We start from the raw sequence: 12,281 nt of genomic DNA, 5'->3' as shown, positions 1-12,281 counted from the left end.
AGGAACATACCTATGAAAGAATTCTGGAACACCATACAGCTGATCTTTGCCGCCGTCGGCGGCTGGCTCGGCTACTACCTGGGCGGCTTTGACGGTCTGCTCTACGCGCTGATCGCCTTCGTCGTCTGCGATTACGTGACGGGCGTGATGTGCGCCGTGGCGGACAAGAAGCTCTCAAGCGAAGTCGGCTTCAAGGGCATCGCCAAGAAGATCGTCATCTTCATTCTGGTCGCCGTTGCCAACATCATCGACGTGAACGTCGTCACGCAGGGAGCCGTCCTTCGCACCGCCGTCATCTTCTTCTATCTCTCAAACGAAGGACTCTCGATCATCGAAAACGCTGTCCATCTGGGGCTTTCCGTCCCGGAGAAACTCAAGGCAGTTTTGGCGCAGCTTCATGACCGCGCCGAAGACAGAGAAACATCTGTATCAGCAAAGGAGGAAAAGTAAATGGCTGTTAAGGGAATCGACGTATCGGTCTGGCAAAAATCGATTGATTTTAACAAGGTAAAACGAAGTGGCATCGAATTTGTGATTATGCGCGCAGGCTACGGCTCGGCGCTCTCGCAAAAAGATAAGTGCTTCGAGCAAAACTATGCCAGAGCCAAAGCGGCAGGTCTTCACATCGGTGCCTATTGGTATTCCTATGCGAAAAGCGCCGCTCAAGCCATACAGGAAGCAAAAGTCTGCAAGCAGGTGCTTTCCGGCAAGCAGTTTGACTATCCCATCTACTTTGACATCGAGGAAAAGTCACAGCTTTCCCGTGGCAGAGTCTTCTGCGATTCGCTCATTCGCGCCTTCTGCAACGAGATGGAAGCGGGCGGTTATTTCGCGGGCTTTTACACCTCGCTTTCGTCCGCGCTAAACAACGTCTCTTCTGACGTGCGCAACCGCTACGCCTTCTGGATCGCACAGTGGAACAGCTACTGCACCTATCAAGGCGCTTACGGCCTTTGGCAGTATTCCTCAAGCGGTTCTGTTCCAGGTATTTCCGGAAGATGCGATATGGACTTGGCCTACGTGGACTACCCCTCGATTATCCGCAAGGGTGGTTTTAACGGCTACGGCAAAGGAAGCGCGCCCGCTCGAAAGTCGGTCGACCAGCTGGCGCACGAGGTCATTTCAGGAAGCTGGGGTAACGGAGACGAGCGAAAGAAACGTCTGACGGAAGCCGGCTATAGCTATGATGCCGTACAAGATAAGGTCAATGAGCTGCTCGGCGTAAAATCCCGCAAGTCCATCGACCAGCTCGCCCGCGAGGTCATCCGAGGCAACTGGGGTAACGGTCAAGATAGAAAGAATCGCTTGACCCGCGCCGGCTATGATTACAGCGCTGTGCAAAAACGAGTGAATCAACTGCTCTAAATGAGCTCCATCTATATGCCCGCAAGGTTATGAGGAGAAATCCCCATAGCTTTGCAGGCTTATTTTTTTGCTAAAAATCCGTCCGTTTCGGCTTCTCACATCCAGAGAGGTGTGGGAGGTAAACATGATGGACATAACGCAACAAGAACAAGTGATAAGGCTTCGCTCCGAAGGCTTGGGCTATAAGAAAATCGCCAAAGAGATCGGCATCTCCGAAAACACCATAAAGTCTTATCTCAAACGGCATGAGCATACCTCACGCTGTCGGAACTGTGGCAAGAAAATCGAGCAGGTCAAAGGCCGCAAAACGAAGAAGTTTTGCTCAGATAGCTGCAGAAGCAGCTGGTGGAACCATAACCGAGACAAGATTCATACCACGAAATCCTCAGAGCACGTATGCCCTGTGTGTGGCGCGGCTTTTCACGGATACGGTAAGACCTACTGCTCACGCTACTGCTACATTAAAGCCCGCTTCGGGGGTGCTTTGGATGAATAAGGCAGAGCTTAAGCGTGAGGCGCGCTACATCGGCGCTATCGAAATGGCGAAAACGCTTCTTGAAAACGGCACGATTACCGAGGATGACTACGAGCGATTTGCTGAGACTATGAAGGAGAAATACCGACCTCAAGCTGCGCGTCTATTCGCTGAAATTACTTGATAAACAGGCGATTTAGAGTGATGTATAGACATGAAGAAAGGAGGTAATCATTGGCAACAATCAGCAAATTTGAAAGACGAAAAGAGCCACCAAAACGAAAGCGTGTCGCGGCTTATGCGAGAGTTTCCGTCAATACGGACGAAACAAGAAACTCACTTCTAAATCAAGTGGATGCCTACAGCAAGTTCATCAAGTCAAATCCTGAGTGGATCTTTGCCGGTGTATATGCCGATCTTGGCATCAGCGGTACGGGAATGGACAAGCGAGATGAATTTGAGCGCATGCTCTCCGACTGTAAGAAAGGACTCATCGACGTTATTCTGGTCAAGTCCATATCACGCTTTGCAAGAAATACCGTCGATCTTCTGCAGACGGTCAGGTATCTGCGATCGCTTAATATCGAGGTCAGATTTGAGCGTGAGAGTATTCATACGCTTTCTTCCGAAGGCGAATTAATGCTCTCATTACTCGCTTCTTTTGCTCAGGGAGAATCCGTCAGCATCTCGGAAAACGTGCGGTGGGGGATAATGAAGAAGTTCGAGAAAGGCATCCCTTGCGGTCGAAAGCGGCTTTTAGGCTACAGATGGCAAGACGATGAGCTTATTGCTATCCCCGAAGAAGCGAGGCTCATCCGCCGCATCTTTGACGAGTATTTAGGCGGCAGGTCTTTTTATGCCATAGCGGACGGCTTAAATAAAGACGGCTACACAACCATCACAGGCAGAGCCTTTCGAGGTGACGGCATAAAAGACATATTGGAAAACCTAACCTACACAGGCGATCTTCATCTTCAAAAGTGCTATATCGAAGATCCGATAACAAAGCATGTCGTCAGGCATCAAACCGACAGACCAAGCTATCTGATCGAAAATCACCATAAAGCTTTGGTCAACAAGAAGGATTTCTCTCTTGCTCAGGAGATCATAAAAAAGAACAGCATCAAAGGTGCGCGCACCCATACTTTCGACTGCTTTACGGGAAAAATCATCTGCGGCATCTGCGGCAAGACGTACACCCACACGAACGGAAAGTTCTGGGACTGCTCGGTAAAAAAACGTCGCGGAGGAAGATGCGCATCCAAGCCCGTCCCCGAGAAAGTGTTGAGGAGGCTTGCTGCTGAGGTGCTTAGGACAGATGAGTTTAACGAGTATCTCTTCAAAAATAAAATCGACCACATCGTGATAACGGGTGCGCGTGAGGTCAGCTTTATTTTCAAAAGCGGCAAAACCGTGGTGTGCACGTGGAAAAGAAACGAGAGGTGAAACATGAAGACCGTCAAGAAAATTGAAGCAAAGCCAAAACTTCGCGGAATTATAAGCAGCACCGACGAGAACTATCTTATGAAGGTCGCGGGCTATGCCCGTGTCTCTACGGACAACGAAGAACAGCTCACAAGCTATCAGGCACAGCTCGATTACTATACCAACTTCATACAGGCGCATGACGGCTGGGAGTTTGCCGGCATGTACGCAGACGAAGGCATCACCGGCACCAACACAAAGAAACGAGATGGATTTAACACCATGATCGCCGATGCTCTTGCCGGGAAGATCGACATCATCGTCACAAAGTCCATCTCACGTTTCGCAAGAAATACCGTAGACAGCCTGACGACCATACGCAAGTTGAAAGAAAAAGGCATCGAGGTATGGTTCGAGAAAGAAAACATCCATACCCTTGACGCCAAAGGTGAGCTGCTCATCACTATCATGAGCAGTCTTGCGCAGGAAGAATCCCGCTCGATATCCGAGAACACCACCTGGGGCAAACGCAAACAGATGGCAGACGGCAAGGTCTCGCTTGGCTATTCGCGCTTTTTAGGCTATGACAGAGGTCCCGATGGCAAAATGGTAATTAACGAAGAGCAGGCAAAGGTTGTAAGGAAGATCTACCGCCTGTTTTTAACGGGATATTCTGCCCACGGCATCAAGAAGCGCCTTGAAGCTGATGGCGATCTTACTCCAACAGGGAAAAAGAAGTGGCCGTTTACGTCAATCAAGAGGATCTTGGTAAATGAGAAATACCGAGGAGATGCCCTGCTGCAAAAGGAGTACACCGTTGATTTCCTCACAAAGGAAAAGCGAAAGAACACCGGAGAGCTTCCCATGTACTACGTTGAGGGCGACCATGAGCCGATAATAGACCCCACCATCTTTGACATCGTTCAAGAAGAAGTAAAAAGGCGGAATTCCATGTCGCGCTATAACGGACTGTTTATCTTCTCATCTCGTATTCACTGTATGGACTGCGGAGCATACTTCGGGCGGCGCATCTGGCACTCAAACGACAAAGGCAGAAAAGTCGTCTGGCAGTGCACCAATATCTATCACGGCACGAGGAACTGTCACATGGTGGCAATTCCCGAAGAAAGCATCAAGATCCTTTTTGTCAAGGCTATCGATAAGCTCATGGGTGTCAAGGATTCCGTCATCGAGGACGCGAGGATTTTGCAAAGTCAGCTTGAAGACACGTCATCGCTTGAAGAACACGCAGAAGCCTTAAACGATGAGATGAAGATAACGTTGAGAGCTTTCGAGGAAGCAATCAGAGAAAGCGGACGGGAAGGAAAGGGCAACGAGCGTGAAGTGCATCTTCTTAAAAGCTACGATGCCAAAGAGACTGAGTACAAATCCCTGCTCAGCCAGGTGCAAGCAAACAAGGCTCATGCCCTTGAGACGGGGCTGTTCATCGATACCTTGAAAAAGCTCAAGCCGGACGGCAGGTTCAGCGAAACCATGTGGGGGCTTCTCCTGTCTGAGGTTGAAGTCTATAGCAGAGACGATATCCGCTACGTCTTTAAAGACGGCTCTATCGTAAAAATGGAGCTTGATCAGGTATAAAAATAGAATTTACCATCAATAACAACAGATGATCTGAAAATAAGGCAATAAGACGGTTTGAGAAATCCTCGCATGACAATAGGTCAGCGGGGATTTAAGCTTATAGCGATTCACCTCCATCGCCGCTATGAGTGATATGTACACATCTATACGTTAAATCTGGCATGATATGTATATAAAATTTGAGAGAAAAAGCAGCTCCGGTTTTAAGCGCAAAATCGAATAAAACCGCAGGATTTCAACCCTTTTCAGGGGATGCATCAGGGGGTGCAAACTTTAGACTATCGTTTAATGGTATCTGAGTGAGAAGCCCTATGAACCCCTGTCCTTGTGGCTGGTTTGGTGACAGCGGCCATACCTGTCGTTGTTCTAAGGCAGCTATCGATAAGTACCTCGGTAAGATTGGCGGCCCTCTGATGGATCGAATTGAGTTATATGTGGATGTTCCTCGTCCATCTGCAGCTCAAGTACTTGGTCAGCATGCTGGTTTATCTACCCAAGATATGAAAAAGCTTGTTTTAGAGGGACTATCATTTAGACAAGATCGCCAAGCCATGGCTCTCAAACATCCAACTCGCTCGCAGAACAACATAAAGTCAAATGACTTCATGTCCTTCTCGACAGAAGCACGACACGCTCTAGAATCATTTTCTGATTCGTATAGTTTGGGAGGTCGTGCCATTGCTCAAACCATTGCTCTTGCGCGAACCATTGCTGATATAGCCCAGCGTGAGCGTGTTGATGGTGATGATGTTATTGAAGCTGCAGCATATAGGATGCGTGATGTTGTATGACTCACCAGACAGCTTGTGCAGAGTTTGGCCGAGAAGATCCGCGCTGGCCAGCAAGTTTAAATTCTTTGGATGCATCATATAAACGCCTGTACACCCTTGGCTGTTTGGATATCTTATATAAGCCCTCTCTTGCTATTATCGGCGCTCGTCGGGCAACTCCTTATGGCATTGCCGTTGCACAAATGGCTGGGCGTATTGCGGCAGAAAGCGACATTGTGGTTGTATCTGGTGGAGCTATGGGCGTTGATTATGCTGCAGCTAAAGCTGCTCTTGATGCCGGTGGTGAGATCATAATTGTGTCTGGCTGCGGCGCAGATGTGGTATATCCGCACAGTTCTGAAGATATTTTTTCTGCAGCAAAGGCTGGTAGGGGAGTCATTGTTTCCTGTGAGGCGTGGCACCAAGGTCCGAGACGCTATGCGTTTCCCAAGCGCAACCAGATCATTGCAGGGTTGTGCACTAGCTTGATCGTGACGGAAGCAGGCATGCCTTCGGGTACTTTTAGTACTGCACAGACGGCAGACAACCTACTCAAACATGTATATGCCGCACCTGGATCGATTTTCTCACCACAATCTCGTGGCACCAATCGGCTTATTGAAATGAACGCATCCATAATTTCTGACGAAGTTGCCCTTGAAACGCTTATTTCTCTTGATTTTGGTAAAAGCAGGCTTGTGTCGTCCGGAGATACTCCTATGCGCGGAAGAATTATTGAGGCGCTGGTGGCTAATCCCATGCGTCCCGATGAGCTGGCACTGCGTTTAGATGGTAATATTCTGACGATAATTCGTACGCTATCAGAGTATGAAGCGAAGCGCCTTGTAAAAAGATTGCCTGATGGTCGTTATTCGGCTTCAGAACAGTCATACTTAAACACATAAGACCCTAGGATAAGGATAGGTTTTGTGAGCGATTGTATGTCAAATAATCATGCTGTTACGGTTGTTGGCGGAGGTTTAGCGGGTAGTGAATGTGCGTTACAACTGGCTAAACGCGGTGTACAGGTGTATTTGTATGAACAGCGTCCGTTAGTTCATTCTGCTGCTCATCATAGCGATAAGTTCGCTGAGCTTGTCTGTTCTAATTCTCTTAAGTCCATGCGTGAAACCAGCGCAGCAGGACTACTAAAGCGTGAACTTTTGTATATGGAATCTGAGCTTATCAAACTGGCTGTGCAAGCAAGAGTTCCGGCAGGTGCTGCGCTCGCTGTTGATCGAGATATATTTTCCGCTCTTGTCACACAAGCAATCCAATCCAATCCGTATATTACGGTAGTCCATGAGGAAGTTTGTTCCATCCCTCAAGGTCTTTGTGTTATTGCTGCTGGTCCCTTATGTTCAGAAAAGCTTTTTAGCGCGCTTACGGCTTGTGTAGGAAGCGAGGGCAGCGCCTTTTATGATGCTGCCGCGCCTATTGTGGATGCTGACTCTCTTGATAGGGAGATTATTTTTGAGCAGTCGCGCTATGGTGTATCTGGTGTAGGTGACTACCTTAATTGCCCGCTCAATAAGCAAGAATACGAAGCGTTCATTGCTGAACTTCTCAATGCTCAGCGTGCCATTTCTAAAGACTTTGATCAATCCGATCTGTTTAACGCCTGCCAGCCGGTAGAAGAGATTGCTCGTACTGGCATAGACTCGCTGCGCTTTGGAACGATGAAGCCTGTAGGCTTAACTGATCCCCGTACTAATAAACGTCCGTGGGCGGCAGTTCAGCTGCGTCCTGAAAATAAAGACTGTACTGCATATAACCTGGTTGGCTTCCAAACAAACCTCAATTGGGGAGAGCAAAAACGTGTCTTTCGTATGATTCCAGGATTAGAGCATGCAGAGTTCTTCCGCTATGGTGTTATGCATCGTAATTCATTTTTGGATAGCCCTCATGTACTTGACTCAAGTTTTGCGCTTCCGGGTATGCAAACGCGCTTTGCAGGTCAAATTACAGGAACCGAGGGATATGTTGAGGCAATTGCCTCTGGCTTGTTGGCAGCACTTAATACCTATGCAGACCTTTCTGGGGTACAGCAGGTACAGCTTCCCAATACGGGTGCATTTGGCTCATTGGTAGCCTATGCTACCAATCCTCAAACACAAGACTATCAACCTATGCATGTAAACTTTGGAATCATCAAGCCTCTTGATCAGCAGATACGCAGTAAAAAAGAACGATATGCTGCCTATGCTGCACGTGCTACGAATGACTTACATGCTTACATTTCTTCTCGACCAGATCTGTTCCCCAACGGGATTGGTCAAGACATACTTCCTGTACTTGAGGACTAATTGTTATGTCTGATACGGATGTTTGTACACGCAGTGCTTCTCAAGAACGGTTTAAAACCTATATCGAGCAGTTTATTACCTTTGATGACGATATAAGAAATCTATCGAGCAATACCTTGCGAGCTTATGCCACAGATCTACATGCGTTTGCAGAGTGGTTAAAGCGTGAGGCAGTAGATCCTCTCAAAGTAAGTCACAGAGAACTGCGTGGATATCTTCTTGAGCTTACTCGCGCTGGCTATTCTGAGAGAACTATTAACCGGCATCTTTCGGCCCTTCGCTCCATGTATAAGTGGCTTATGCGTGAGGGGCTCATACAAGAGAATGCCATAGCAGCTATGGTAAGTCCTAAGATTCCTAAGACATTACCGCATGTTATGTCACACACTGAGGTGATCCAACTTTTTAAAACCTGCGAAGGCAGCGATGCACAATCCATAAGAGATACAGCCTTTCTTGAACTGCTTTATGCAAGTGGCGCACGTATTTCTGAGCTGGCAAATCTTTGCATTAAGGATGTTGATTTTACACAAAGACAACTCACACTATTTGGAAAGGGATCCAAGCAGCGAATTGTTCCTTTGTATAGTCATGCCCTTAATGCTACGCAATGCTATTTGGAACAGTCACGTCCACAGCTTATAGCCAAAGCCCGTGGAGCACATTCAAACGATTCTGGTGCCGTTCATGAAAAACTCTTTATCTCAACACGAGGCAGAGCAATGTCTGCGGCAGCATTAAGAAAGGTCTTTGAGAGACACATTGTTCAGGCAGGATTAGATCCAACGCTTACACCACATGCTATGAGGCATACCTTTGCAACGGTTATGTTGGATGGAGGAGCGGATTTGCGCAGTGTTCAGGAGCTTCTCGGCCATAAGAGTTTATCTACGACACAGATTTACACGCACTTATCGGTATCGCGCTTAAAAGAAGCGACAAAACAAGCACATCCGCGCGCTTAGTCCGGTGGCTCTATACACATGATACGATGGGTTTATGTACGTAAAACTCGTGCTTTCTAAATAGCTAAAGAGCTGATATACTTCATCGAGTTGTGTAAAAGGCACAACTATCTATTACACACGTGTGGCTACCTATTTGCCATGGTGCCTAAGACTAAGCCAGGTTTTGGGTGGTTCAATAGGGCTGATACCGCACGGAGGCAAACCAAACTGGAGGTTTTACTATGGCTGCAAAGATTAGCATTAAGACGCTGCTTGAGGCTGGTTGCCACTATGGTCATCAGACTCGTCGTTGGAATCCTAAGATGAAGCCATTCATCTTTGGTGAGCGCAATGACATCTACATTCTTGACCTTAAGCAGACTCTTGTGGGCGCTGATAAGGCATATACCTTCCTCAAGAACATCACTGCTAAGGGTGGCACTGTTTTGTTTGTAGGCACCAAGAAGCAGGCTCAGGAGCCCATTGCTACTCAGGCTGCACGCTGCAATATGCCCTACATTAACCAGCGCTGGCTCGGTGGTATGCTTACCAACTTTGTTACCATGCGTTCTCGTATTGATCGTATGGAAGAACTTGAGGCTATGGTAGAGGATGGTCGTATGGCCACCCTTCCTAAGAAGGAGCAGGCTGTTCTCGGCAAAGAGCTCGATAAGCTCCAGCGTAACTTGGGCGGCGTTCGTGATATGAAGGCTGTACCTCAGGCTATTTTTGTAGTGGACACCAAGCGTGAAGAGCTGGCTGTTCGTGAGGCAAACCGTCTTCACATCCCTGTTGTTGGTCTTTTGGATACCAACTCTGATCCTGATGTGATTGATTACGGCATTCCTGCTAATGATGATGCTATCCGCTCTGTATCTCTGATGTGCGAGCTTATGGCAGATGCCGTTCTTGCTGGTTCTGGCAAGGAGCAGATTTCTGAGGCCGAGATGGCTGCAGAGGCTACAGAAGCACCTGCTGCTGAGTAGTTAATTTCTCTGAGCTTCTTTTAGCAGTTTTGTTTTAATCATTCTTAACCCCCAAGGGAGGGGATTTACATGGCTACTATTACCGCAGCTCTCGTAAAGCAGCTTCGTGAGATGACCGACTCTCCTATGATGGAGTGCAAGAAGGCTCTCGTAGAGGCTGATGGCGATCTGGAAAAAGCAGTAGACGTTCTTCGTAAGATGGGTATTGCCAAGGCCGTTAAGCGTGCTGGTCGCGATACAAATGAGGGCACCGTTGCTGCTTACATTTCTGAGGATGGTAAGTCGGGCGCATTGCTTGAACTCACCTGTGAGACTGACTTTGTAGGAACCAATCCTAAGTTCACCGGCTTTGCTGCCAAGCTTGCTGAGGTTGTTGCAAAGAATGATCCTGCCGATGTTGATGCGCTGAAGAGCCTTGAGCTTGGCGGTTCTACCGTTGAGGCAGAGCTTACCGAGATGATCCACGTCATCGGTGAGAACATGAAGGTAAATCGCTTTAAGCGCGTAAGCGTTGAGTCTGGTGCGCTTGCAAGCTACATTCACCTGGGTGGCAAGTTGGGTGACATTGTAACCTTTACCTTCAACAATGACGCAACCGCTCAAAACGATGAGTTCAAGACCTTTGCTCACGATGTGGCTATGCAGGTTGCTGCTGCTAACCCCGCTGCAGCACGCCGCGAGGATGTAGATGCAGACGTTGTTGCACGTGAGAAGGCAATCTATATGGCACAGGCTGCAGAGTCTGGCAAGCCTGAGGCAATTCAGGAGCGTATGGCACAGGGCAAACTGGAGAAGTTCTATAAGGAGAATGTCCTTACCGAGCAGGACTTCATCAAGGATGGCTCTGTAACGGTTTCTCAACTTGCTGAGCAGGTTTCTAAGTCCTGTGGCGATGAGATTAAGGTTGCTGGCTTTGAGCGCTTTGCCTTTGGTGATGAGGACTAAGTTTTCTCATTAACCCAATCAAGAGCCGACGTCTTTGATGTCGGCTCTTTTTCTATGTAAAGTGTTCGCTTATCAAGCGTGTTGTTCCTTATGGAGCTTGCTTTGGTAGAATTGATAAGGTCGTGGTAAACGCCTTTGGGTGCAGCACTTCGGCCGACTACCACAAATCAAGGAGGTCGTAGGCTTTGTCCGATTACAAGTACAAGCGCGTATTGCTCAAGCTGTCCGGTGAGGCACTCATGGGATCTGGTGAGTATGGGATCCAGGCAGACGTATTAGACCGTTTGGCTCAGGAGATTAAGCCGGCATACGATCATGGAATTCAAGTTGCTATTGTTGTAGGTGGCGGCAACATCTTCCGCGGTCTTGCGGGTGCTGCATCTGGTATGGACCGCGCACAGGCAGACAGCATGGGTATGCTTGCCACGGTTATGAATAGCCTTGCCTTGCAGGATTGCTTTGAACGCAATGGCATGATGTGCCGTGTTATGACTGCTATCGAGATGCATGAGGTAGCAGAAGGCTATATCCGCCGCCGTGCCATTCGCCATCTTGAGAAGGGTCGTGTGGTTATTTTTGCGGCTGGTACCGGTAACCCCTACTTTACAACGGATACCGCAGCTGCACTCCGTGCTTGTGAGATCGATGCAGAGATTCTTATGAAAGCAACAAAGGTAGACGGCATCTATGATAAGGACCCTGTTGGTAATCCCGATGCTAAGCGCTTTAATGAGGTGTCTTATCATACGGTATTAACGCGCAATCTTAAGGTAATGGACGCAACGGCAACGGCACTGTGTAGCGACAATAACATGCCAATGCTTGTATTTAATATTGATCAGGTTGGTGTATTTGACGATGCCCTAAAGGGTAAAAACGTTGGTACCACTGTTGTAGAAGAGGAGAGCGAATAATGAGCGAGTATACCGATAAGGCTAAATCTAATATGGAGAAGTGTATAAGCGCTCTTGCGTCAAATTTCTCCAAGGTACGTACTGGTCGCGCCAATCCTCATATTCTTGACCCCATTATGGTGGATTACTACGGTGTTTCCACTCCCATCACTCAGCTTGCTGCTGTCAAAGTTCCTGAGGCAAGCATGTTGGTAGTGGAGCCATGGGATAAGTCTTCCCTCAATGCAATAGAAAAAGCAATCGAGAGCTCTGATCTTGGGATTACTCCTGGCAATGATGGCGTTTGCATCAGGCTTCCTTTCCCTTCTCCCACAGAGGAGCGTCGTCGTGAGCTTGCTAAGGAGTGCCGTGCACTAGCAGAAGAGGCTCGTATTGCCATCCGCAATGTTCGCCGCGACTATAACAACAAGATCGAGCGCGATGACGAGTATTCTGAGGATGAGGTCAAGCGTGAGCAAAACCAAATCCAAAAGCTTACCGATACCTACGTAGCTAAGATTGATGAGATGCTCAAGACAAAAGAGTCCGAGGTCATGGAGATCTAGC

At 48.1% G+C, this 12,281-nt stretch carries 14 protein-coding genes; all 14 read left to right on the top strand.

From position 1 onward, the window contains the following. The first annotated feature begins 12 nt into the window (after positions 1–12). The 14 genes from HMPREF1091_RS04640 (at position 13) to frr (ending at position 12,280) form a co-directional block, all read left to right on the top strand. On the top strand, positions 13–450 hold the full coding sequence (locus tag HMPREF1091_RS04640) for a phage holin family protein (protein WP_002563675.1): 438 nt from the start codon (positions 13–15) through the stop codon (positions 448–450). After that, the gene (locus tag HMPREF1091_RS04635; RefSeq protein WP_002563674.1) at positions 451–1,365 is read left to right on the top strand and encodes a GH25 family lysozyme; all 915 of its coding nucleotides are present in this window, start codon (positions 451–453) and stop codon (positions 1,363–1,365) included. Positions 1,366–1,489: 124 nt separating this feature from the next. Further along, entirely contained in the window at positions 1,490–1,861 is a 372-nt protein-coding gene (locus HMPREF1091_RS04630; RefSeq protein ID WP_002563673.1) for a sigma factor-like helix-turn-helix DNA-binding protein, read from the top strand. Then, positions 1,854–2,024 (top strand): SHOCT domain-containing protein, encoded by a 171-nt coding sequence (locus tag HMPREF1091_RS08340; protein ID WP_002563672.1) that lies wholly within the window; start codon positions 1,854–1,856, stop codon positions 2,022–2,024. The genes HMPREF1091_RS04630 and HMPREF1091_RS08340 overlap by 8 nt, the downstream gene beginning before the upstream one ends. 50 nt (positions 2,025–2,074) lie before the next feature. Next, positions 2,075–3,286: a recombinase family protein gene (locus tag HMPREF1091_RS04625; protein ID WP_002563671.1), complete on the top strand. Its 1,212-nt coding sequence runs from the start codon at positions 2,075–2,077 to the stop codon at positions 3,284–3,286. A gap of 3 nt (positions 3,287–3,289) precedes the next feature. Beyond that, complete coding sequence (locus tag HMPREF1091_RS04620) at positions 3,290–4,864, top strand: recombinase family protein (RefSeq protein WP_002563670.1); 1,575 nt, start codon at positions 3,290–3,292, stop codon at positions 4,862–4,864. Positions 4,865–5,178: 314 nt separating this feature from the next. Further along, a complete protein-coding gene (locus HMPREF1091_RS04615) occupies positions 5,179–5,658 on the top strand; it encodes an ATP-binding protein (RefSeq protein WP_002563669.1) in 480 nt (159 codons plus the stop codon). After that, positions 5,655–6,542, top strand: a complete 888-nt coding sequence (locus tag HMPREF1091_RS04610; protein WP_002563668.1) for a DNA-processing protein DprA — start codon at positions 5,655–5,657, stop codon at positions 6,540–6,542. The genes HMPREF1091_RS04615 and HMPREF1091_RS04610 overlap by 4 nt, the downstream gene beginning before the upstream one ends. A 36-nt stretch (positions 6,543–6,578) precedes the next feature. Next, entirely contained in the window at positions 6,579–7,943 is a 1,365-nt protein-coding gene (trmFO, locus tag HMPREF1091_RS04605; RefSeq protein ID WP_035424711.1) for a methylenetetrahydrofolate--tRNA-(uracil(54)-C(5))-methyltransferase (FADH(2)-oxidizing) TrmFO, read from the top strand. Positions 7,944–7,948: 5 nt separating this feature from the next. Continuing rightward, positions 7,949–8,908, top strand: coding sequence for a tyrosine recombinase XerC (locus HMPREF1091_RS04600; protein WP_002563666.1), 960 nt, complete (start codon positions 7,949–7,951; stop codon positions 8,906–8,908). A gap of 224 nt (positions 8,909–9,132) precedes the next feature. After that, entirely contained in the window at positions 9,133–9,876 is a 744-nt protein-coding gene (gene rpsB / locus HMPREF1091_RS04595; protein WP_002563665.1) for a 30S ribosomal protein S2, read from the top strand. A gap of 69 nt (positions 9,877–9,945) precedes the next feature. After that, on the top strand, positions 9,946–10,821 hold the full coding sequence (tsf, locus tag HMPREF1091_RS04590; RefSeq protein ID WP_002563664.1) for a translation elongation factor Ts: 876 nt from the start codon (positions 9,946–9,948) through the stop codon (positions 10,819–10,821). A 185-nt stretch (positions 10,822–11,006) separates the two neighbouring features. Beyond that, a complete protein-coding gene (gene pyrH, locus HMPREF1091_RS04585) occupies positions 11,007–11,735 on the top strand; it encodes a UMP kinase (RefSeq protein ID WP_002563663.1) in 729 nt (242 codons plus the stop codon). Continuing rightward, entirely contained in the window at positions 11,735–12,280 is a 546-nt protein-coding gene (frr, locus tag HMPREF1091_RS04580; RefSeq protein ID WP_002563662.1) for a ribosome recycling factor, read from the top strand. Before pyrH ends, frr begins: the two co-directional genes overlap by 1 nt. Position 12,281 lies beyond the last annotated feature (1 nt).

This window comes from Atopobium minutum 10063974, assembly GCF_000364325.1.
Lineage (GTDB): Bacteria > Actinomycetota > Coriobacteriia > Coriobacteriales > Atopobiaceae > Atopobium > Atopobium minutum.
This window is presented reverse-complemented; position numbering and strand designations above follow the sequence as displayed.

Excerpts from the sequence above, each read along its gene's own strand:
- frr (WP_002563662.1), top strand. The coding sequence starts at position 11,735 with ATGAGCGAGTATACCGATAAGGCTAAATCTAATATGGAGAAGTGTATA.
- HMPREF1091_RS04635 (WP_002563674.1), top strand. The coding sequence starts at position 451 with ATGGCTGTTAAGGGAATCGACGTATCGGTCTGGCAAAAATCGATTGAT.
- HMPREF1091_RS04620 (WP_002563670.1), top strand. The coding sequence starts at position 3,290 with ATGAAGACCGTCAAGAAAATTGAAGCAAAGCCAAAACTTCGCGGAATT.
- trmFO (WP_035424711.1), top strand. The coding sequence starts at position 6,579 with ATGTCAAATAATCATGCTGTTACGGTTGTTGGCGGAGGTTTAGCGGGT.
- HMPREF1091_RS04610 (WP_002563668.1), top strand. The coding sequence starts at position 5,655 with ATGACTCACCAGACAGCTTGTGCAGAGTTTGGCCGAGAAGATCCGCGC.
- tsf (WP_002563664.1), top strand. The coding sequence starts at position 9,946 with ATGGCTACTATTACCGCAGCTCTCGTAAAGCAGCTTCGTGAGATGACC.
- HMPREF1091_RS08340 (WP_002563672.1), top strand. The coding sequence starts at position 1,854 with ATGAATAAGGCAGAGCTTAAGCGTGAGGCGCGCTACATCGGCGCTATC.
- HMPREF1091_RS04615 (WP_002563669.1), top strand. The coding sequence starts at position 5,179 with ATGAACCCCTGTCCTTGTGGCTGGTTTGGTGACAGCGGCCATACCTGT.
- HMPREF1091_RS04630 (WP_002563673.1), top strand. The coding sequence starts at position 1,490 with ATGATGGACATAACGCAACAAGAACAAGTGATAAGGCTTCGCTCCGAA.
- rpsB (WP_002563665.1), top strand. The coding sequence starts at position 9,133 with ATGGCTGCAAAGATTAGCATTAAGACGCTGCTTGAGGCTGGTTGCCAC.
- HMPREF1091_RS04640 (WP_002563675.1), top strand. The coding sequence starts at position 13 with ATGAAAGAATTCTGGAACACCATACAGCTGATCTTTGCCGCCGTCGGC.
- HMPREF1091_RS04600 (WP_002563666.1), top strand. The coding sequence starts at position 7,949 with ATGTCTGATACGGATGTTTGTACACGCAGTGCTTCTCAAGAACGGTTT.